General features: G+C 51.3%; 19 protein-coding genes and 1 pseudogene. 7 read left to right on the top strand and 13 right to left on the bottom strand.

The window, feature by feature from the left end; translation table 11 throughout:
• Positions 1–38 precede the first annotated feature (38 nt).
• Both yedE and Q5911_RS05405 read right to left on the bottom strand, forming a co-directional pair.
• Positions 39–1,142 (bottom strand): YedE family putative selenium transporter, encoded by a 1,104-nt coding sequence (yedE, locus tag Q5911_RS05410; RefSeq protein WP_281724932.1) that lies wholly within the window; start codon positions 1,140–1,142, stop codon positions 39–41.
• Between the two features lie 66 nt (positions 1,143–1,208).
• Positions 1,209–2,351, bottom strand: coding sequence for an aminotransferase class V-fold PLP-dependent enzyme (locus tag Q5911_RS05405; RefSeq protein ID WP_281724933.1), 1,143 nt, complete (start codon positions 2,349–2,351; stop codon positions 1,209–1,211).
• Between the two features lie 245 nt (positions 2,352–2,596).
• Between Q5911_RS05405 and Q5911_RS05400 the strand changes: the two genes are divergently transcribed.
• Positions 2,597–4,900, top strand: a complete 2,304-nt coding sequence (locus Q5911_RS05400) for a leucine-rich repeat domain-containing protein (RefSeq protein WP_303181543.1) — start codon at positions 2,597–2,599, stop codon at positions 4,898–4,900.
• Positions 4,901–4,962: 62 nt separating this feature from the next.
• Here Q5911_RS05400 and Q5911_RS05395 read toward each other — a convergent pair whose 3' ends face one another.
• From Q5911_RS05395 to yedF, 5 genes are read right to left on the bottom strand one after another with little or no spacing between them, the layout of a single operon-like run.
• A complete protein-coding gene (locus tag Q5911_RS05395) occupies positions 4,963–5,871 on the bottom strand; it encodes a selenium metabolism-associated LysR family transcriptional regulator (RefSeq protein ID WP_303181541.1) in 909 nt (302 codons plus the stop codon).
• Positions 5,871–7,784 carry a selenocysteine-specific translation elongation factor gene (gene selB / locus Q5911_RS05390; RefSeq protein WP_281724935.1) on the bottom strand — a complete coding sequence of 638 codons (1,914 nt, stop codon included), beginning with the start codon at positions 7,782–7,784 and terminating at the stop codon, positions 5,871–5,873. Before selB ends, Q5911_RS05395 begins: the two co-directional genes overlap by 1 nt.
• A complete protein-coding gene (gene selA / locus Q5911_RS05385) occupies positions 7,781–9,187 on the bottom strand; it encodes an L-seryl-tRNA(Sec) selenium transferase (RefSeq protein WP_303181538.1) in 1,407 nt (468 codons plus the stop codon). The genes selB and selA overlap by 4 nt, the downstream gene beginning before the upstream one ends.
• A 33-nt stretch (positions 9,188–9,220) precedes the next feature.
• Complete coding sequence (gene selD, locus Q5911_RS05380) at positions 9,221–10,261, bottom strand: selenide, water dikinase SelD (RefSeq protein ID WP_303181536.1); 1,041 nt, start codon at positions 10,259–10,261, stop codon at positions 9,221–9,223.
• A 34-nt stretch (positions 10,262–10,295) separates the two neighbouring features.
• Entirely contained in the window at positions 10,296–10,904 is a 609-nt protein-coding gene (yedF, locus tag Q5911_RS05375) for a sulfurtransferase-like selenium metabolism protein YedF (protein WP_226394391.1), read from the bottom strand.
• Between the two features lie 256 nt (positions 10,905–11,160).
• On the opposite strand from yedF, the gene Q5911_RS05370 reads away from it, so the two are divergent.
• From Q5911_RS05370 to nagB, 3 genes are all read left to right on the top strand, one after another.
• A complete protein-coding gene (locus Q5911_RS05370) occupies positions 11,161–12,018 on the top strand; it encodes a class I SAM-dependent methyltransferase (RefSeq protein WP_226394392.1) in 858 nt (285 codons plus the stop codon).
• 112 nt (positions 12,019–12,130) lie between these two features.
• The gene (locus Q5911_RS05365; RefSeq protein ID WP_281724938.1) at positions 12,131–12,736 is read left to right on the top strand and encodes a carbohydrate-binding family 9-like protein; all 606 of its coding nucleotides are present in this window, start codon (positions 12,131–12,133) and stop codon (positions 12,734–12,736) included.
• A 31-nt stretch (positions 12,737–12,767) separates the two neighbouring features.
• Positions 12,768–13,505 (top strand): glucosamine-6-phosphate deaminase, encoded by a 738-nt coding sequence (nagB, locus tag Q5911_RS05360; protein WP_076780507.1) that lies wholly within the window; start codon positions 12,768–12,770, stop codon positions 13,503–13,505.
• A gap of 85 nt (positions 13,506–13,590) precedes the next feature.
• Here nagB and Q5911_RS05355 read toward each other — a convergent pair whose 3' ends face one another.
• The 3 genes from Q5911_RS05355 to Q5911_RS05345 form a co-directional block, all read right to left on the bottom strand.
• Complete coding sequence (locus tag Q5911_RS05355) at positions 13,591–14,199, bottom strand: HAD family hydrolase (RefSeq protein WP_303181533.1); 609 nt, start codon at positions 14,197–14,199, stop codon at positions 13,591–13,593.
• On the bottom strand, positions 14,189–14,350 hold the full coding sequence (locus tag Q5911_RS05350) for a hypothetical protein (RefSeq protein WP_173829270.1): 162 nt from the start codon (positions 14,348–14,350) through the stop codon (positions 14,189–14,191). Before Q5911_RS05350 ends, Q5911_RS05355 begins: the two co-directional genes overlap by 11 nt.
• Positions 14,351–14,535: 185 nt before the next feature.
• On the bottom strand, positions 14,536–14,805 hold the full coding sequence (locus Q5911_RS05345; RefSeq protein WP_076780501.1) for a hypothetical protein: 270 nt from the start codon (positions 14,803–14,805) through the stop codon (positions 14,536–14,538).
• 302 nt (positions 14,806–15,107) lie between these two features.
• Here Q5911_RS05345 and Q5911_RS05340 point away from each other — a divergent pair, with 302 nt between their 5' ends.
• Complete coding sequence (locus Q5911_RS05340) at positions 15,108–15,569, top strand: Hsp20/alpha crystallin family protein (protein ID WP_281724940.1); 462 nt, start codon at positions 15,108–15,110, stop codon at positions 15,567–15,569.
• A 153-nt stretch (positions 15,570–15,722) separates the two neighbouring features.
• Here the strand turns inward: Q5911_RS05340 and Q5911_RS05335 are convergent.
• The 3 genes and pseudogenes from Q5911_RS05335 to Q5911_RS05325 all read right to left on the bottom strand — a co-directional run.
• Positions 15,723–16,142: pseudogene (locus tag Q5911_RS05335) on the bottom strand (D-proline reductase (dithiol) proprotein PrdA); the annotation flags it as partial.
• A 94-nt stretch (positions 16,143–16,236) separates the two neighbouring features.
• Positions 16,237–17,802: a PH domain-containing protein gene (locus Q5911_RS05330; protein ID WP_303181529.1), complete on the bottom strand. Its 1,566-nt coding sequence runs from the start codon at positions 17,800–17,802 to the stop codon at positions 16,237–16,239.
• Complete coding sequence (locus Q5911_RS05325; RefSeq protein ID WP_281724942.1) at positions 17,744–18,247, bottom strand: PH domain-containing protein; 504 nt, start codon at positions 18,245–18,247, stop codon at positions 17,744–17,746. The genes Q5911_RS05330 and Q5911_RS05325 overlap by 59 nt, the downstream gene beginning before the upstream one ends.
• Before the next feature lie 170 nt (positions 18,248–18,417).
• Between Q5911_RS05325 and Q5911_RS05320 the strand changes: the two genes are divergently transcribed.
• Both Q5911_RS05320 and Q5911_RS05315 read left to right on the top strand, forming a co-directional pair.
• The gene (locus tag Q5911_RS05320; protein ID WP_076780491.1) at positions 18,418–19,122 is read left to right on the top strand and encodes a response regulator transcription factor; all 705 of its coding nucleotides are present in this window, start codon (positions 18,418–18,420) and stop codon (positions 19,120–19,122) included.
• Positions 19,094–20,725 carry a sensor histidine kinase gene (locus Q5911_RS05315; RefSeq protein ID WP_303181526.1) on the top strand — a complete coding sequence of 544 codons (1,632 nt, stop codon included), beginning with the start codon at positions 19,094–19,096 and terminating at the stop codon, positions 20,723–20,725. Before Q5911_RS05320 ends, Q5911_RS05315 begins: the two co-directional genes overlap by 29 nt.
• The last annotated feature ends 3 nt before the right edge of the window (positions 20,726–20,728 follow it).

Raw genomic sequence — 20,728 nt, 5'->3', positions numbered from 1 at the left:
ATTATTTTACCTTCTTTCTTAGAATAACATATCTGAAACTATTTTGCACTCTCTCTTTTATTTGTGAATGCAATGATAAAGCACACGATGATACAGATGATCACAGCTACTTTTCCGGCAGGTGTGGCTGCTCCTGCAACAACATCTCCCGTCTCTGCATTAAGGGCTGTACCGCTGGATGCAAGTCCAAGGTTGTGGCACAGTGCAGCTCCGAAGAACAGGCCAAGAACTGTCACCGCAGAGTCAGAAGATCCCTGTCCGGCAAGGACAAGCTGGCGCAGCGGGCATCCTCCTGCAAGTACAGCAGCAAAACCTACCGCGTACATACCCAGGATGTTCCACAGATGCTCAGAGTGGGCAATGATGCCCGGTGTATCAAATCCCAGTACGAAGTTTCCTGTTGCAATGTTGTAGATCAGCATCACAACAAAGAGCCCGGCGATCACAGTGAGAAGATCAAAGTTCTTCATCAGGATCACGTCTCTGATGCTTCCTGCGAAGCACATTCTGGACTTCTGGGCAAATGCGCCGAAGATCAGTCCGCCGATCAGAGAGATGATAATGGGTGCGTGCATACTTCCCGGGCCAGCCTCACTGGACTTAAGAAGCGTTGTACACAGCGCCAGCAAAAGGATACCCACCATAATAGCCGGCAGCACTACGCCGCTGGACTTCTGGGTCTCATGTGCTCTTCCCAGGCTGAAGCCTTTTTTCAATGCAAAAGCTCCTGTAGCAACACCCAGGATAAATCCGATCAGTGCCACCCAGGCGTTCAGATCGCCTGCGGACATACGGATCACCATACGGAGCGGGCATCCAAGGAACACAAGGGAACCGATCATAATGACCATTCCAAGGACAAAACGGATCATAGGTGAAGATCCGGCTGTGGAACGGTACTCTTTTGTGGCAGCCGAGATCGCAAAGGCTCCGAGAACGATGCCAATGATCTCAGGACGTGCATACTGCACAGTGTCAGCCTGGTGCATGCCCAGGGCACCGGCTGTGTCGCGGACAAAGCAGGCGATACAGATCGCCATATTGGCCGGGTTTCCAAAGTATGCGAGTGCTGCCGCTACCAGACCGCATACCACCCCTGCCAGCGCAAGTTTTTTCTTTGAGTCTGACAAGTTAAAATTCATTTGTACTTCCTCCTTTACTCTCTTTCACTCAAGAAAACAGATTTACCGAAAAGCCTGCAGGAACTGCTATTCCTCATCCCGGGCAAGCTCGCGGATGGCTCTTATGGCCGTCTCTACCTCCTCATCTGTGGTATAGTGGGAAAAACTGAACCTTACCGCCCCCTGTTCCACCGTTCCGAGAGCCTGGTGCATCAGAGGCGCACAGTGGGCTCCGGGTCTTGTGGAAATTCCATATTCTGTAAGAAGTTCATCACCAACTTCTGAGGAGTCATAGTCACCGATATTGAGGGAGACGATGGGACATCTCTCCCCTCCGGAAAAATCTCCATACACAGTAATGCCGGGAATATCTTTTACTCCATGATAGAAATTCCACATGCATTCCTGTTCTCTTCTGCGGATCTTGTCTATACCTGTCCGCTCAATGTACTCCACGGCCGCATGGAGTCCCGCTATGCCGTGTCCGTTCATGGTCCCCGCCTCCAGAGCTGTCGGCATCTGGGAGGGATGGGTCCTGCTGTAGGTCTGAACGCCGCTGCCGCCGCTTTTTAAAGGCCGGACTTGAACCCCTTCCCGCACATACATGCCGCCGGTCCCCTGGGGCCCCAGGAGGCCTTTATGACCTGTAAAGCAGAGGATATCTATATGCATCTTTTCTACATCAATAGGAAATACGCCTGCCGTCTGGGAGGCATCTACAATAAAGAGCAGACCATGCCTTGCAGCAATCTCCCCGACTCTCTCAATGTCCACCAGATTGCCTGTCAGGTTGGACCCGTGTGTACACACAATGGCCTTTGTCTCCGGACAGATGGCTTTCTCAAAATCTTCATACTCAATGCATCCCTTTTTATCGCTTTCCACGATGGTCAGGCGGACGCCCTTTTCCTCCATCTCATAGAGAGGCCGCAGCACGGAATTGTGCTCCAGCATGGTGGTGATCACATGGTCTCCGGGATTTAAGACTCCCTTGATAGCTATGTTCAGACTCTCTGTGGAATTGCTGGTGAACACCAGCTGACGGGGATCTTTTCCCCCAAAAAAGTGACAGAGCTTCTCTCTCGTGTCATATATCGTTCTCGATGCTTCCAACGAGGCTGCGTGCGCTCCCCTGCCGGCATTCCCCATGGACTGCATGGCTGTCACAACCGCCCGGATCACTTCCTCCGGTTTCTGCATCGTCGTTGCCGCGTTATCCAGATAGATCATTTTCATTCCTCCAATCTGTCTTCTGCTTTCTTACCTACTTAGTATACTTCCCTTTTGTTCCTTACGTCTAATCATTAAAAACAATATATACGCTATATTTATTTGTATTTTCTATGATTTCTTTTATATTTATCAATCCGTCTATAAAAGGATGGATTTATCCAAATTACCGATTGGATTGTTCTTTGGCATTCTGATACTATCAGCTTATACAATGGAGGGGAGTAAGAATACGGAGGAATGAAATGAAGAAAAAGAAAATGCTACTATCTGCGGCTCTTTTAATTTTAGCAGCAGCCGCCGGACCAGTAACCACACACGCCGAAGATGCCACTGTCACCATTGCAGATCCATATTTAAACAAAGTGATATGCAATTCTCTCGGCAAAACAGAGGACACCCCGATCACCAAAGAAGAAATGCTCAGCATCACCGAACTCAGCAGCGACAGCCTGCCCTATGTAAACTCTCCTGCAGAAGATTTAAAAGAGCATAATCGGGGCATTGTCTCCCTGGAAGGTTTACAATACGCCGAGAATCTTGTCAGCCTGGATCTAAGCGAAAACCGCATATGCGATCTTTCTCCGCTGTCAGAGTTGAAAAATCTCACTTACCTTGAACTTGACCGCAATAACATCAGAGATCTGTCACCCCTTTCAGGGCTTTCCAGCCTTGAACATTTAAACATATACAACAATTTTTTGGAGGATATAACTCCTCTGTCCAGCCTGCATAATTTACAGTTTCTGGATATGCACTACGCAAACAGAGAAGGGACCGTTATCGATCACACTCCCCTTTCTTCATTAACCAGCCTGAATTACCTAAGCGTAGAAAGTAATCATCTCTCAGATATCCATTTCCTTCAGCCCTTGGCAGAAAGTGGAAATCTGAAAACCATTTTAGTACGGGCCAATTCGATTACCGATTTCAGCGTTTTGAGTGATATGCTTTACCAGGAATACCAAGAAATGTATCCCAGCGGAATGCCAGGTTTAGAGGAGCCCCAGGAAACCTCCATCATGGTTGGCACTAACAACCAGACTCCTCTTTCTGAGCCCCTGCAAATACAAGCCCCCTCCGAGGGCGGCGAAATCCGCATCGCCCTGCCGGAATTCAGCGGCTTTGAGAAAGTAGAAGAATATTTTTCCGACTTTGCTTCAATGATGGAAATGGATTTAAGACAGTTAAGCCTTGAAGATACCACCGGGGATGTTGATGTCTTCTATGACTCAGCTGCAAATGAAGCTGTTTTTTCTTTTTCTCCGAACATAGTCGGGACCCCTATAGATTTTAGCACCCGCCTGATACTCGGTATCTGGGGCACAGACTTTGAAGCCCAGATGCCAGTACATATCACCCAGTCTGCGGAATTTAATTTTGACCTGAACATCGAAAACGGATCTAAGCAGATATTATTTATTGACACTGACCAGGAAGAGTACATCTCCTCAGACTATGTCACCGGCAAAATAACAAATTTGAACGGTTCAAGTCCTGTACTTAAAGATGTCCAAATCTCTTTCACAGGAACCTGCGAATGGCGGAACAGTATATCACAGGATATCTTTTCTGCGGATGATGTACAGATCAGCGGAGATCATTTCCGTTTTAAAATAAAACAAGATAAAGATCGCTCTGCAAAAGGAAATTTCCTCTTGAATCCAACCATACAATTTCAGATTGAAGGCAGCGATTCAACGTATACTCTGGAGCGGGGTGCTTTCAAAATTTATAATGTTTACGTGGCCAGTGATACTATAAGCAGCATGGACGACAGACTGACATTTGATATAGCTTCTCTTCAAGACGGAACCTGCCAGTCCGCCCCCTTTGAGATCCAGTTCGAAAACAATGCGAGAAGTATCAGCTCGGTAACCGTAGAGGCTTCTAGCGGCAGCCGTTTATCTGCATCTGTCAGTGAAGACAAATCCTCTTTCACAATTCAGACAGATACCAAGGGGTTAAAAGATGTTTATACCATCCAAATCTTTTTAGAGACTGGCGGTGCTAACGAAGCTCCGATCTATCTGCCCTCCGCGGAACCCAAACTCATATACAGCACCAGGAATTCCAGCATAGAAGATCAGCTGACCCTATCTCCGCTTACGATCGAGAAGGGTGCGGAAGACACACTGCAGCTTCTCTATCAGGGTTCTCCCTGCAGTGAATTCATTGTTTCTTCTGACAGTTCCAACATAGTGGAGGTAAGTGGAAACACATTAAAAGGCTTAAATCCCGGTTCCGGCACTGTACAGTTTTCAGATGTAACCGTGCCGTATCCGGTAGAAGGGGAAGTTATGAACGTAACTTATCTTCCCGGAAAAGCTTTCAATATTACTGTCACGGAGACCGTAATGCCCCCTTCCACAGGAGATTCAGACACAGCGGATGATACATCCCAGACCGGATCCAGCGAATCCAAACTTGCCCCCGCCGCCAAAACAGGGGATACTTCCGATGTGCTTCCCTGGTTCCTGATCTGTATGGGTGCTTTTGTTCTGATAATGGTCTGCAGAAACTGTCATTTTAGACTTAGAAAAAAATAATTCTTTTACAAATAAAAATGAGTATGCTGCGTTGACAGCATACTCATTTTTTAACAAGATCCTTATTTTTCAATATGATACATTTCTTTCACTGTGCGGATAAACCGCTGCGCAGACTTGGACAGGGGGTGGTTCTTGTTGTACACAAGATTCAGGTCTCTCCCGTCATCCGCATCAGGTATGGGAAATTCCAGCACTCTTCCGCTCTCCACCTCGTTTTTGGCCGCCAGTCTGGACAGGATGGAGACTCCCATGCCCTGCACCACTGACTTTTTGATAGTCTCCTGATTGGCAATACTGGCAATGATGCGCAGCCTCTCAGAGCGGATCCCCAGATGGCGCAGCTGCTTTTCCGCCTCCTTGCGGGTTCCGGATCCCTCCTCACGCATGATGACGCTCTCTTCCTGTATCCAGTATATATCGCTTCCCATCCGCTTATATTCCCGGTATTTTTCCGTGTTTGGCGTGATCACCACCAGCTGGTCTTTGTAGAACGGAATGTATTTGCAGAATTTCTTCTCAAGCACAGTGCCCGTAAAACCGATATCCACGGAACCTTCCGCCACCTGTTCTGCCACCTGGGAGCTATCCGACTCAAGGATCCTCAGTTGCTCACCGGGATGCTTTTCATTAAATTTCGCCAGAATATCAGGGAGAAGATATTCCGCAGGGATCGTGGAGGCCGCGATCGTGACGCATTTCTGCTCCTCCTCGTCATGCCTTCCGAACTCTTCTCTTATTTTCTCTGTCAGATCCAGGATCTGGCGCGCATAGGTATAGAGCTTCTGCCCCTCCGGAGAGAGCGACACCTCTTTTGTGTTGCGCACAAATACCCGGGTATCCAGTTCCTTTTCCAGGGATGCAATGTGGGCGCTGATCGTGGGCTGTGTCAGAAACAGCTTTTTCGCTGCTTTCGAGAAACTGCCGGACTGCGCCACCTCCACAAATGCTTCCAATTGTTTTAAATTCATCAGTATGCTACCCTTTCACTTTCCGCGCCCGTCTTTCTTGTCACTTTGACAGTGTCCATATACTCCAGAATAGGCTTCGCACTCTTTCTGCTGGTCTGGAACATGTCACGGACCTGGGCGATGGTTATCACAGGCTCCTCCTTCAGTCTCTCTTTGATCTTCTCTTTTGCCTGCTCCATGTAGGCGGACAGAGTGTACATCTCCTCTGTCACCTTCACAATCTTCTTTTCCTCCAGAAGGATGTTCAGGATATCATCCTCCACCTCCTGGCTCACTCCCTTCACCGGGATCTCGCCGTACCGGACAAAGTCAAATCCCGCCTTCTCCATAGCGCCAAGGAGAGTTTCGGACACCTTCTGATATGTGTCATCTTTGCACACCTGGTAGTCCGGCGTACACAGGAACTCGTCCACTCTTTTTACGACGTTCTCCTCCTCCAGACGGCTGATGTAGAGATCAAATACGTTGGGCTTGATCTTCGGGAAAAATCCTGTGTGGATCTGAGCCTTCTTCACACCGTAGCGGTAGGGGTATCGCTTCTCGTACTTCTCCAGCTCCGCCAGGATCTTCTCCCTGGCCTGAACGGCAGCCTGCCTGTGCCACACATAGGTGTCTTTCCTCATAGGGAACACAAGGATCACACCCTCTTTTTCCAGATCTTCCACATCCCGGGCGATTTCCTCCCCGGTGAGGGCTGTCAGCTTCGCCAGTTCCGACAGGGTGATCATCGTCTCCCCGTGGGATCTGACATGCATCTCCACCACATCCGCCGTGGAGCCAGACTCTTTCCGCTCCAGATCCTCGATGACCTGCTGCTGGAAACGCCTGTGGACAGCAGGGTTGGGCTCCAGGACCACACCGCCTCCGATGGTCTCCATGGGCGAGTAGAAGCGGACAACAAACTTGTCTCCCTTCTTCACCGCGATCTCTTCCTCCAGGCGAAGCTGCACGTAGCCGCTCTCCCCTGGTCCGATCTCCTCCTTGTCCAGAAGGACCGCACGGCAGAGGATCTCGCTTGTGCCGGTAAAGAGGTGCAGCCTTGTATGGTTGGTCAGCACCCGCATGGAAGAGTCCAGGATCTGCATTTTAACATCCAGAAGATCCGTGTTCTTCATGCTGTCAGGCGGCGCCAGGACACATCCTCTGCTGATCTCCCTCTTCTTGATGTTAGAGAGGTTGATGGCAACACGCTGTCCTGCGTAACATTTTTCCACATCTTCTCCATGCACCTGTATGCTGCGGATCTTGCTGCTCTTTCCGATGGGGTACATTTCCAGCGTGTCGTCTTTTGTGATGGTACCGCTCAGGAGCGTTCCTGTAATGATCGTCCCAAAGCCGGACAGAGAGAAGGCTCTGTCTATGGGAAGGCGGGGAATGGTGGCTGTATCTTTCTCTTCCACCTCTTCCTCTGCCATCTTCTGGATCACGTCCACAAGGTGGGGAAGGCCTTCCCCGGTGGCTGCCGACACCCGGACAACAGGCGCCTTTTCCAGGAAAGTGCCTGCAAGCTCTTCCCGGATCTCCTCTTCCACCAGCTCCAGCCAGTCCTCCTCTACCAGATCACACTTATTGAGGACAATAATACTCTTCTCAATACCCAGCAGGTTCAGGATATCCATGTGTTCCCGGGTCTGGGGCATGATACCCTCATCTGCCGCCACCACAAGGAGCACCATATCCATTCCCACCACGCCGGCCACCATGTTGTTGATAAATTTCTCATGGCCCGGCACATCGATAATACCGGCCCGGTCTCCTCCCGGCAGGTCAAACCATGTAAAGCCCAGATCTATCGTAATACCCCGGCGCTGCTCTTCCTCCCACCGGTCCGTGTTTCTGCCGGTAAGGGCCTTGATGAGCGTGGTCTTGCCGTGGTCGATATGTCCGGCTGTTCCGATAATGATATGCTTCACTGCTCCAGCACCTCCAGTTCTTTCAGCTCCCGCGCCGCCAGATCCGCATCCTCCGCTGACACCGTACGCATATCCATGAGAATGGTGTCATTGACAGTCCTTGGTATGATGGGAACCGGGAGATGGCGCATCCGCTCCTCCAGCTCAGGCACGGAGATCTTCTCCGGCGCAATGGCCACGCCCCAGCTCTCAAGTCTCTCCATCGGCAGGGAGCCTCCGCCGATCTGGGACTGGCAGGGTACCAGGCTGATCCCGGCCGGGAGTCCCAGCCTTCGAAGCTTCCGGGCAAAGGAGGCCGCAGACTTCTTCACGTCCTCAGCCGGGCGGGTGATCATCCGCAGAACCGGAATGTTCTGCACCGCCTTCTCCTCCGACAGGTACTCATGGAGCACCAGCTCCAGGGCCGCAGCGGTGAACTTATCGATCCGCAGCGCCCTGGTAAGCTGGTTCTTCTTCATCATGTCAATATACTTCTTTCTGCCCACGATAATGCCTGCCTGGGGGCCGCCCAGCAGCTTGTCCCCGCTGAAGCAGACCACGTCCGCTCCCTTTTCTATGGAGCTGCGCACCGTGGGCTCGTATGTAAGCCCGTATCTGGACAGGTCGATGAGGACACCGCTTCCCAGATCCTCGATGACCGGGATGTCTTTTTCCCTTGCAAGGGGGATCAGCTCATCGATATCCACTGTCTCTGTAAATCCCACGATACGGTAGTTGCTTGTGTGAACCTTGAGGAGGGCTTTTGTCTCCTCCGTCACCGCCTCCTCGTAATCTGAGAGATGGGTTTTATTTGTAGTTCCCACCTCCACAAGAGAAGCGCCGCTTTGTTCCATCACATCGGGAATACGGAACTTGCCGCCGATCTCCACCAGCTCGCCTCTGGAGACCACTACCTCCCCGCCTTTTGCCAGGGAGCTTAAGATCAGCATCACAGCCGCCGCATTATTGTTGACAGCCATGGCAGCCTCCGCGCCGGTCAGGCGGCAGAGCAGTTTCTCAAAGTGGGAGTATCTCTCTCCTCTCCTTCCCGCCTCCAGATTGTACTCCAGGTTGGAATATCCGCTGACAAGATCCGCCGCTCTCCTCATGTGTTCACCGGAAATAGGGGCGCGACCCAGATTTGTGTGAAGGATCGTTCCCGTCCCGTTGACTACCTTCTTCATATTCGGCGTATTGACGGCCTGCACTCTGGCCTCAATATACTTTACAAGAAGACCGGTTCTCTCCTGCGCCTTCTCTTCCTCCTGGCAGGTTCCGATAAAGGCCCTGAGGGCGTCTGTCTCGAGACGTATGGCCTCCATGACAGTCTCCCTGCTGTAGTCCCTGATCAGCTCCTGTATTTTCTCATCCGCAAGCAGAATGTCCACCTTGGGTATGCTGCGGTATAACTTACTTTTGTCCATATTCCCTTCCTCGCATCCTGTTGGATCTGACCGCTAAGACAGGACGATCAGCTTGTCGCTTTTCGGTCCTACCTTTCCGATCACGGATACTTTTGTATCCATATGCGCGTGCTCAAAATCACGCATCACATTTTCCAGATCTTCCAGCGCCACAGACAGGAGAAGTCCACCCGACGTCTGCGGATCGTACAGAAGATCGATATAATGTTCCTCCACGCCCCCGGTCTCAACCTTGTTCATAGAGTAGCCCCTGTTCTTGTATGCTCCGGCCGGGACAAGGCCCATCTTTGCATAGTCTATGGCATCCTCCATGTAGGCGATGTCGTGGACGCGCAGTTCAAATGTCACTTCACTGGCCTCTGCCATCTCCACACAGTGGCCCAGAAGCCCGAACCCTGTGATATCCGTGCAGGCAGATACCCGGTATCTCTCCGCCACTTTCTTTGCCTTTTTATTCAGAGAGGCCATCACGGTCTGGGTCTCTCTTATAGCGGAAGGAGACGCCATCTCAGCTTTCACAGCCGTGTTGACGATGCCGCTTCCGATCTGCTTGGTAAGTACCAGGATATCCCCCGGTTTGCATCCGTAATTTTTGAATATCTTCTGCGGGTGCACAAAGCCGGACACGCACAGCCCGTACTTGGGCTCATCGTCCTGGACGGAGTGTCCGCCTACCAGGACGGCGCCGGCCTCTTTCACCTTGTCTGCACCCCCTGCCAGGATGTCTCCCAAGATAGCAGGGTCGAGACAGTTGGGGAATCCTACGATATTCAGGGCCACCGCAGGCTCGCCGCCCATGGCCCAGACATCACTCAGGGAGTTGGCCGCCGCGATCTGGCCGAACATGTAGGGGTCGTCCACAATGGGCGTAAAAAAGTCCACGGTCTGGATCATGGCGATATCGTCTGTCACTTTATAAATGGCTGCATCGTCGGATGTCTCAATGCCGACGATCAGGTTGTCATCCTGGAATTTTGGCAGCTTGCTCAGAACCTGGGCAAGGGTCTCCGGACCTATCTTGGCCGCTCAACCTGCCGTCTTGCTAAGTGTGGTCAGTCTGACATCTGATTTCATAATAAAAATATCCTCCTTCGCTCTCCCGTCCCGTTTATGGGCGCAGGATCTTAGCAGCGCCGGCCATCGTCTCCACGATGCTGTACATATTTGTCACAGATCCCACTGCCAGCTTCTCTTTCAGTCCGTAATAGTCCAGGCATGTACCGCATGTCTGGATCTCCACGCCCTGTGCCTCCAGGGATTTCAGATCCTCCAGGCAGTCTGAGCCTTCACATGTGAGCGTAGCGCCGCCGTTATAGAATAACATGGTCTTAGGCAGTTCCTCAAGCTGTGTCACTGCAAAAATGAAGCTTTTTGCCAGAACTTTTCCAAGTTCGTCATTTCCCTCTCCCATCCGGTCGGAAGCCATGACAACGATCATGTTTCCTCTTGCATCGGGAATGCAGGCTGTATCCTCCGCTGCGTCAGATGCGGCCGGAGCTCCCTCCATCTGGATCGTCACTTTGTATTCTCCTTCTCCCAGCTTCTCGGATGTCACTTTTCCGCCGCTTGAGGAAGCCATCTTTGTCACGTTCTGTACAGAGATTTCGTTATCAACCAGAACCTCGATGGTCTCCGGGCCTGTCAGGGCCTGCATGGCCTTCTTTGTCTTGATAACCGGTACCGGACACTTGTCTCCCATTGCATTTACTGTGATCATACTGTATTCCACCTTTCTTTTGCGGGCTTTTGTTCTGTTTTTCTTCCGGGCATGGGCCGCTTTGCTCTGCCTGCGGAGGGACGCCCACTTATAGAAACATTCTATCACTGATAGTGCAAAAGGTAAAGGTCATATCCATAATATTCCACAAATTTCGCAAACATATTCCCAATAGAATTGAAGGCATGCGCAAGGTATGCTATAATTCTCCGCACAAGAGACATGTTACTAATCAGGAAACGAGGTTGATATATATATGTGGATAGCTGATAACTGGAAAGATTACGAGGTACTGGACTGCAGTCAGGGCGAAAAACTGGAACGCTGGGGGGATTATCTCCTGATCCGGCCGGACCCCCAGGTCATCTGGGATACCCCAAAGACACTGAAGGGCTGGAGGAAATGCAATGCCCACTATCACCGCAGCAAGAAGGGCGGCGGAGAGTGGGAATTCTTCGACCTCCCCTCCCAATGGGCCATCCACTACCGGGATCTGACATTTAATCTGAAGCCCTTCAGCTTCAAGCACACCGGACTTTTCCCGGAGCAGGCTGCCAACTGGGATTGGTTTTCTGAAAAGATCAGACAGACAGGGCGGCCTGTCAAGGTCCTGAACCTTTTTGCCTACACTGGAGGCGCCACTTTGGCTGCAGCTGCGGCAGGAGCTGCGGTGACCCACGTGGACGCCTCCAAGGGTATGGTCACCTGGGCGAAGGAGAATGCTGTCTCCTCCGGTCTGAAGGACGCGCCCATACGATGGCTGGTGGACGACTGTACCAAGTTCGTAGAGCGGGAGATCCGCCGCGGAAACCACTACGATGCCATTATCATGGATCCGCCTTCCTATGGCAGGGGACCCAAGGGAGAGATCTGGAAGATCGAGGATTCCATCCATCCCTTTATCAAGCTCTGCACAAAGCTCCTGTCAGACCAGCCTCTCTTCTTCCTTGTGAATTCCTACACCACAGGGCTGGCCCCTGCTGTACTCACTTATATGCTGAGCACAGAGCTGAAGGACTTCGGAGGACACGTAGAATCACAGGAGATTGCTCTGCCTGTGACATCCTCAGGACTCTTCCTTCCCTGCGGCGCTTCCGGACGTTGGGAAGTATAGGCGCGCACCTTTTTTACCGGACTGTGGCACAATAAATGGTTTTTTTTGCACTTTCAATGATTTTCCATGTAAAGCAGTTGTTTTTCTTTTGTTTGTCTGGTACATTGGAACTATGTTGAATGTAAAGATTATAAAAAACCCGGATGAACTGAATATGACTACTCCCCACGAGATCACGCATCTTCTGTGGGGCACCAGATCCATTCCCCGCACGTATGTTTATATTGGCTTTGTGCCGGGGGATGGATTTTATGTACGTATGGTATGTGAGGAGAAAGATCCAAGGAGGACCTACACAGAGCCCCAGGATCCTGTTTACCAGGACAGCGCCATGGAGGCTTTCCTTCTCTTTTCACACGACGGGCAGGCGCCCGGCACATACCTGAATTTTGAGATCAATGCCAATGGCGCACTTCTGGCGGCCTACGGTCCCAACCGCACTTACCGCTCCTACTTCTCGCCGGAAGAATTCCGGCACTTCCGCCCTGCAGCTGAGGTGAAGGAGGATCACTGGAGCGCTTCGGTGCATATTCCACTGTCGATCCTGGAGCATATATACGGGCCACTCGACTTGAAGAAGGGAAGCACTTTTTACTGCAACTTCTACAAGATATCCGAGAGCCAGGATATCGAGCATTATGCGGCTTACGCCCCCATCATCTCCCCTGTCCCGTCGTTCCATATGCCGGAATATTTTGCAGAGTCGGTTCTCGAATAACAGAGAAATATTTTTTGAGGAGGATATATCTATGAAAATCTACAAAGCTACTGACTACCGCGACATGAGCCGCAAAGCGGCAAATATCATTTCTGCCCAGATCATTATGAAGCCTGACTGTGTGCTGGGTCTTGCCACAGGCTCCACTCCCATCGGTACATACGAGCAGCTGGTGGACTGGTACAAAAAGGGCGATCTGGATTTCTCCGGAGTCACTACAGTCAATCTGGATGAGTACAAGGGGCTGACAAAAGACAATGACCAGAGCTATTACTACTTTATGCACAGCAACCTTTTTGATCATGTAAATATTCTTCCGGAAAACACACATCTTCCGGACGGTACAGAGCCAGACAGCGCCAAAGAGTGTGCCCGCTATGAGAGCCTGATCCAGTCTCTGGGCGGTGTGGACCTGCAGCTTCTGGGACTTGGACACAACGGCCACATCGGATTCAATGAGCCGGGTGCAGCGTTTGAGAAAGAGACCCACTGTGTGGATCTCCAGGAGAGCACCATCGAGGCCAACAAGCGCTTCTTCAACTCTGCCGACGAGGTACCGCGCCAGGCCTACACCATGGGCATCAAGACCATCATGCAGGCAAAGAAGATCCTTGTGGTAGTGAATGGCGAAGGAAAGGCAGATATTGTAAGAGACGCCTTCTTCGGTCCGGTCACTCCTTCCGTTCCGGCCTCCATCCTTCAGATGCACAACGATGTGACTCTGGTAGCTGACGCCGCCGCTCTCTCAAAGGTACCGGCGTTCAAATAGGATATCCGGCTGGTATAACAGCACAGCTTTTAAAAAAGGACAGACAGGGAACATTCCCGGCTGTCCTTCTTTTTATGTGTTTCTTTTAGGGGTACGCTCGCTGCTCCTCCAGGATCTCTATCACTTCCCGCAGGTCTTTGCATATCCGGAAAGCTATTTTTTCCAATTCCCCGTCTGGCTGCACAAGATCCGGCACCATGACCGCACGCATACCGGCGGCCGTTGCAGAGCGGATCCCATTTGGCGAGTCCTCAAGGGCCATACTCCGCTCAGGCGCTGTACCCAGCATACGGCAGGCTTTCAGGTAGATCTCCGGGTCCGGTTTGGCGTTCTCCACCATATCCCCGAACATAAATTCGTCGAAGAAGGTGTAGATCCCGCCTTTTTTCAGCATGTAGGTGGAGTGTTCTCTCCTGGAGGAAGTGGCCACTGCCATCTTGTATCCATTCTGCTTTCCATACCGAAGGATCTCACGGACGCCCGGCTTCAGCGGCACACCCTCCGCCTCCTCAATCTGCCTGTAATACTTTCTCGTCTTCTCGGAAAATATGTCCATCGGGAAATCAGGCCCATAGACTCTTCGAAAAAATTCTGTCCGGCTCTTAAGGTTCATGCCCAGCGTGTGAACGATCTGTTCCCCCACTTGGCCTGCTCCCAGCTCTTCCCCGGTCTGCCAGCACCCATCAGAATTCAATCCCCTGTCCCAGGGCATCCTTCAGATAGCTTGTGACATCCTCCAGTTTTCGGATCATCTCCTGCTTTTCTTCCCAGGCTTCCCCCTGCATTTCCTTGTTTACCAGTGCATTTTTTACATGTTTCAGTTCATGGATCAGTTCTTCTGTCATAGCGCATCCTCCCTTCCTCTGTCTGTTCTCTATTGTATCCCGGCATATTCTGCCTGTCCAGCTCCCGGAAATATAAAAGAAAAATGCAGCCACCTCACGCCTCCGGCACTTGCGCCCTCTGCCTGATGACTGCACTTATCCCACTGAGGTATCATCACATTTTTTCACTTTTTCACATCTCTCCCCTACCGGTCTGCTTTCTTATCTCTGGACGGAAGACCATTGTCAGCCAGTCCCATCTCATGTTTCAGCGTATCGTCCGGGATCTCTCTGGCGTCATCCATCCGCTTCCAGAAATGTGCGAGCGCAAATGCTGTTCGGCTTCCAAAACGCAGCCGCCCCACCTCTTCGTGATGTCCCGATGCCTTCATGCCAAGCCAGTATTCTGCAAGTATCCAGCATACTGCCAGAAGCGCTACTGTGAACAGAATGATCATAAGAAGTTCTCTCGTCATAGCTTCCGCCTCCTTTCTTTGTTCTTGTTATAATTGTAGTTCTTTTACGGTTGATAGTCAATAATTTATCTGATAATTATTCCTTATTCTAACGCGCTGGCTGGATTTTTCAAAATTTTAGCACTCAGGTGTTGACAGCGCTGATAATAAGTGTTATATTACAAATAGAACAAAAGAAGAGGTCAAAAAGGAGCAGTGTTCCAAAGGCTTCCTCTTCCAATGTTCCGCAACTCGACACCTCGGATTTCTCCGACAGTGCTAACAATGAACAACATATGATCTTTTGAAAGGAGATATGACTTATGATGATGCCTAGTATTTTTGGAGAAAACTTATTTGATGAGTGGATGGACTTTCCATTTGATGATGATTTTGACAAATACTTCTTTGGTAAGAAGAACCCACTGTACGGGAAGCATGCAAAGAATATGATGAAGACGGATGTAAAAGAGACGGACGGCACCTACGAAGTAGACATTGACCTGCCCGGATTCAAGAAAGATGAGATCAGTGCCAAACTGGAAAATGGCTATCTGACCGTCTCCGCAGCCAAAGGGCTGGACAAAGATGAGAAGGACAAAAAAGGCAAATACATCCGCAGGGAGCGCTATGCAGGCGCTATGAGCAGGAGCTTCTATGTAGGCGACAGTGTGACACAGGATGAGATCAAGGCCAGATATGAAGACGGTATCCTGAAACTGTCCGTTCCAAAGAAAGATGCAAAAGCAGTGGAGAAAAATGACTGCATTGCCATTGAAGGATAGCCCACATAAATGGAATGAGGCGGTTCCCCAACGGGAGCCGCCTTTTTCTATGCCTTTTTTATCATTCCATAGCAACAAAAAACAATTCAGATATGCGAGCCTGCGACAGATCATTTCACCCCAATTTTCTCTGTCGGTTTCACAATTGGATTAGATAGGAAGTTCCAGATAGATATCTTTTCCTTCCTTGATAGAGATTACAACCTTACCGCCCTTGATGGTCGTAACTGCTCCCTGCACACTGGCAGCTGCCTCCACTGCCGGCGCTGCTGACGTTTCCTCAGCTGTCTCCTTTGCGGGCGCTTCTTCCTCGCCGCTGTCATCCTTGTATCCTTCCACATTGTCCGGTGTAAGAGGACATAAGGAGTCGCTTGTCTTGCTGAGCTTTGCGCCAAGTACCTGTTTGATCTTCAGACATCCGTCCAAAGACAGCAGTCCGGAGTCCACCAGCTCATCAAAAATCGCGGGATCTTCAAGGTTTGCCGCCTCAATAGTGATTCCCGCTTCTGCCCTGCAGCAGAGCACTGCCGGATCATTGGCATGCTGTTTTGCGGTTTCCGCTGTAATTGACATTTTTATTACCTCCTAACATTTTTTCTATCTTTAAGTATAGTAATTCTGAAGCATAAATGCCAATTGATTTTGCAAATGCACTTATAGATGATCTCTATCTGCCTGCTCCCATATCACACATTTCCTCCCGCATCCGCTCTGCCTGCTCCGCTTCAAAATAGGGAAGGATCTGTGCCATGTCCCCCGCTCCGGCCAACAGGTGAAAAGTCCCTTTGCAGATGCCGCAGGATCTGGCGATAAAATTCTGCCGGAGAGTCACATACTGTATATGGTCGCATCTGGCGGCCACAATGGTGCGCCCCCAGCAGCCGGAAGCCGCCTTGACAAACCCACCGGACATTGTCATGCCGGAAGTACGATAGCGCAGCGCCAAAACCGCCGGTCCTGCCGCCGCAAGAAGGATCAGACAGGCCGCCGCTGCCCCATGATACAAGTGCATATACTCCGCCGGTATATACCCTGGCAGCCAAAAGGAAGCCAATCCCCCGGCAGCCGCCACACAGGCCTCGTACAGGGCAAGGGGCCAGAGCCATGCTGCCCAGACAGAGCGAGGCTGCCTTTTCACTTCCCGCTCCGCAATAGCGGCAAACTCCGGCAGGATCAATTTTAACTTTTCACACACTTCCTGCTCTGATCCATAGAGAATGAGAAAAGACTTCTTCTCCCCCTTGTCATCCCCCATCCCCACATTGACGATCTCCGCCATGTATTTCCCCCAAATGCGGGCGATCAGCGTCTGACGCAACTTCAGCGCCTGTATCATATCCACAGGGATGGTATACTCCACCTTTTTCAGAATGCCGTAGCGGATATAGATCCGGTCCCTGCGTCTCTTCACAGAGAAATCCAGATACCGGACAAAATCTTTGATGATATCCCAGACAGCAGACAGGACAATGACGATGGCTGCCAGGAAACTCACGGCAGATCTAAGAAGAGAGTCAAAAACATCCCCGTCGCCCAGCGCCTCCGCCGCCATGACCACAGCGCCCATAAGCCCTAAGACTACCGCCACAATGGAGAGCACGCTCATGGAGCAGATGCCGTGACGGATAATATCCTGGGAGCCGGCCCGGAAATCATAAGCCTCCTTTTCCCCCGTCTCTGATTCCTCTGTCCTCTCCTTCTCACCTCGGAGGAGAGACTCTACCTCCGCCTTGAAGGCCTCTGCCTTCGCCTTTTTCAGGACAATGGTGACATCTGTGCTGTTGGCAGTAGATAGACTCCCTGTGTCCATTTTGACCTTGCAGGTCCCCACAAGCATCTCAAACAGGTTCTGCTCCAGATTGATATTGGATATATTTTTGATTCCTATGGTGTTCTCCGATCCGTTGACTGTCCGCTTCTCAATGACAATAGCCTGGTCCTGGACAGAGATCCATGTCCTGGACCAGGTCCACCATGTTTTCACAATGCTGACTGCCAAAAGTCCTAAACAAAGGAGAAGGCCAAAAAGCGTCCGTCTGTCCTCCAGAAGAGAACTGCTCATGTCCAGCATCTCCTCCGCGTTCTGGATAAAAATACCTGCCAGGACAGCCAGCAGAGCATAGGTTCCGGCGCCTACCTTCTCCGCCACCACAGATATATGATTCCTGAATTTTCTACCCTCTTCCATGGTCTGCCTGCCTTTCTTCTTCTCGCTTTTCCACCACGATCTCATTAATCCTTCTCTTCAGGGTATCCGCGATCTTTTCTGCCTTCCCCATATCCAGGAAGGCAATCGTCACATCCCCGCCTGCCGTGGTGACGATCACTTTTCCCACATGGAAAAGGCGGTCCAGAGGACCGGTCTTCATCTCCAGCTTGTGGAGCCTCTCAATGGGGACAATATGCCGTTTCACAAAGAGATATCCCTCCTGGATGTCAATGCACTCCTCATTGATGCCGTACCGGTATCGGCAAAAGCGAAAATAAGGGCTGATCAGGACGTCCACCAGGATCAGAACGGCAGCCGCCAGCGAGATCCATTTCCCTATGACAATATCCTCCGGAAATATCCAGAAATAATCCACTGCCCCAATGACAGCCAGCAGGATGCCTCCTGTCACCGCCCCCGCCGCGTACATACAGTACAGTGCATTTTTTGAAAGTTTTTCGTACACCATTTTCCAGTCCCTCCTCCTGTATCCGCTTTATTTGTTGCCTTATACTATCACAATAATACAATCAAGTCAATCCGTTCTCATTTCTTAAAAAAAATGTTAGAATTATGAAGAAAAAAACTCACATCCATCTGCTATACTGCATTTGAAAACAAAAACGGAGGGGATTTTCAATGGAACAATACAACATACTTGTGGTGGACGATGACCAGGAGATCGTCCGCTCTCTGGGAAAGCTCCTGGAGCTGGAGGGCTACCGGGTACTGACAGCTTACAACGGCATGGAAGCCCTGGACCGGCTGGAGACCGATACAGTCCATCTGATCCTCCTGGATGTGATGATGCCGCAGCTGGGGGGACTGTCCGCTCTTATGAAGATCAGAAAAAAACACAATATTCCTGTCATCATCCTGTCTGCCAAGACAGAGGAAAGCGATAAGGTGTCAGGGCTGACCATGGGCGCGGACGACTACGTGACAAAGCCCTACAACACGGCAGAGCTGATGGCAAGAGTCCGCTCCCAGCTCAGGCGGTACTTCTCTCTTGGCGCCGCCTCCACAGACACTTCCGGCAACATACTGAAAAACGGGAGTCTCATCCTTGACAGGAACACAAAACAGCTCACGGTAGACGGTGAGCCCGTCCATCTGACTGCCACAGAATACCGGATCCTGGAGCTTCTTATGGAACATCCGGGCTATGTCTTCTCCGCAGAGCAGATCTACAACCGGGTATGGCAGGAGGAGGCCTACGCAGGCGAAAAGACGGTGATGGTCCACATCCGCCGGATCCGGGAAAAGATTGAGATCACTCCGAAAAATCCAAAATATTTAAAGGTGGTGTGGGGAATTGGCTACAAAATTGAAAAGTACGATTAAAAAGATCTTTGAAAAAATAAAATCCGTCCCTCTCTGGGCGAAGGCCGCCTTTGTGCTCTGGCTGCTGGGCGGCGCTGTGGCCGCTTTTGCGGCGTACAGGTTCATTTATCAGCACAATTTTTACATCAGGTGGTACAGCGTCTCCTACTCGTCCCCCCTCTGGGCGACATACGCCCTGAGCCTTGGACTCCTGGCGGGAGCGGCGCTGGCCGCCTATCTCTACCTGCATTTTTTCCGCTCCAGAGCGGATGGCTGGAAAAAGCTGAAGGTGCGGGCCCTGGACCAGCTCAACGCTGAGCTTTTGCTGGCCGCGGCCATCCTCACAGGCTTTCTTTGGGTGGGGGAGCTAAGGTCCGTGGTCTTTCAGTCCGAGTCCCTGGCAGGCTTTTTCGTCTTTTACGGTCTGGAGAGCCTGACACTTGGCTGCGCGCTCCTCTTCTTCCCCCTGGCCCTCCTCTTTCTCGGCTGCCTCATCCTGCTGATACGGCGCCGTCTCCTGGGCATATGGGGGGACACCTCCTGGATATCCAGGCTGTACCGGAGGTGGCAGAAGGCCACTCCCTTTGAGAAGCAGCTGCGCACAAAATATCTCCTGTCCTTCACCCTGATGGCAGGGGGCATCCTCCTTGGCATCGTGTGCTTCTATCTTCTCTCCACCTGGTATAGCGCAGACGAGCTGATCATCCTGGGTCTTATCAGCGAGTTCCTCACCTTTCTGGCAGCCGCATGGGCCTTAAACAACCGGCTCTACACAGATCTGGGGCAGCTCCTCGGGCAGATAGGGGCCATGGCAGGCGGGGACCTGTCTGTCCGCACCTCCCTGGATGCCAGGTCGGACCTGTATCCCGCCTCCTGCCAGCTGGGAGAGATAAGCGAAAGCCTGCAGACCATCCTGGATAAGCAGATGCGGGCGGAGCGGATGAAGATCGACCTTATCACCAATGTGTCCCACGACCTGAAGACCCCCCTGACCTCCATGATCGGGTACGTGGACCTCTTAAAGCAGGAGCCCTTGAGCGACGCAGCACAGGATTACGTGGAGGTGCTGTCCTCCCGGATGGAGAGCTTAAAGGACATGATACAGGACATCTTTGACCTGTCCAAGTCCACCAGCGGCACCGCGGAGCTCCACCTGGAGACGCTGGACATGAAAAAGCTGCTGGAGCAGACGCTGGGGGACATGGAGGATGCGATCCGAACAAGCGGCATGGTCATCCGGGAAGTTATGCCGGAAATGCCCCTTAAGTTTACCGGAGATGGAAAGAAAATGTACCGGGTGCTCCAGAACCTCATCGGGAATGCCTTGAAATATTCGCTGAAAGGCACCCGGATCTACATTGTCGCAGAAAGGAAGGCTTCCCAGGTCTGCGTCACCATCAAGAACACAGCCTCCTACGAGATGGATTTCACGGCCAGCGAGATCATGGAGCGCTTTGCAAGGGGAGACAGATCCAGAAATACAGAAGGGCACGGCCTGGGGCTTGCCATAGCAGAAAGTTTCGTAAAAAACATGAAAGGCGGGCTGCAGGTCACCGTGGACGGCGACCAGTTCAAGGTACAGCTCACCTTTCCTGTAGTGGAGGAGACACGGGTGCTTCTGTGATCT

It is taken from the genome of Lachnoclostridium phocaeense, from assembly GCF_959599685.1.
Taxonomy (GTDB): Bacteria; Bacillota; Clostridia; order Lachnospirales; family Lachnospiraceae; genus Claveliimonas; species Claveliimonas monacensis.
The sequence above is the reverse complement of the archived record's forward strand: the minus strand, read 5'-3'. Positions and strand labels throughout refer to the sequence as shown.

Excerpts from the sequence above, each read along its gene's own strand:
- yedE (WP_281724932.1), bottom strand. The coding sequence starts at position 1,142 with ATGAATTTTAACTTGTCAGACTCAAAGAAAAAACTTGCGCTGGCAGGG.
- Q5911_RS05405 (WP_281724933.1), bottom strand. The coding sequence starts at position 2,351 with ATGATCTATCTGGATAACGCGGCAACGACGATGCAGAAACCGGAGGAA.
- Q5911_RS05400 (WP_303181543.1), top strand. The coding sequence starts at position 2,597 with ATGAAGAAAAAGAAAATGCTACTATCTGCGGCTCTTTTAATTTTAGCA.
- Q5911_RS05395 (WP_303181541.1), bottom strand. The coding sequence starts at position 5,871 with ATGAATTTAAAACAATTGGAAGCATTTGTGGAGGTGGCGCAGTCCGGC.
- selA (WP_303181538.1), bottom strand. The coding sequence starts at position 9,187 with ATGGACAAAAGTAAGTTATACCGCAGCATACCCAAGGTGGACATTCTG.
- yedF (WP_226394391.1), bottom strand. The coding sequence starts at position 10,904 with ATGATCACAGTAAATGCAATGGGAGACAAGTGTCCGGTACCGGTTATC.
- Q5911_RS05370 (WP_226394392.1), top strand. The coding sequence starts at position 11,161 with ATGTGGATAGCTGATAACTGGAAAGATTACGAGGTACTGGACTGCAGT.
- Q5911_RS05365 (WP_281724938.1), top strand. The coding sequence starts at position 12,131 with ATGTTGAATGTAAAGATTATAAAAAACCCGGATGAACTGAATATGACT.
- nagB (WP_076780507.1), top strand. The coding sequence starts at position 12,768 with ATGAAAATCTACAAAGCTACTGACTACCGCGACATGAGCCGCAAAGCG.
- Q5911_RS05350 (WP_173829270.1), bottom strand. The coding sequence starts at position 14,350 with ATGACAGAAGAACTGATCCATGAACTGAAACATGTAAAAAATGCACTG.
- Q5911_RS05345 (WP_076780501.1), bottom strand. The coding sequence starts at position 14,805 with ATGACGAGAGAACTTCTTATGATCATTCTGTTCACAGTAGCGCTTCTG.
- Q5911_RS05340 (WP_281724940.1), top strand. The coding sequence starts at position 15,108 with ATGATGATGCCTAGTATTTTTGGAGAAAACTTATTTGATGAGTGGATG.
- Q5911_RS05330 (WP_303181529.1), bottom strand. The coding sequence starts at position 17,802 with ATGAGATCGTGGTGGAAAAGCGAGAAGAAGAAAGGCAGGCAGACCATG.
- Q5911_RS05325 (WP_281724942.1), bottom strand. The coding sequence starts at position 18,247 with ATGGTGTACGAAAAACTTTCAAAAAATGCACTGTACTGTATGTACGCG.
- Q5911_RS05320 (WP_076780491.1), top strand. The coding sequence starts at position 18,418 with ATGGAACAATACAACATACTTGTGGTGGACGATGACCAGGAGATCGTC.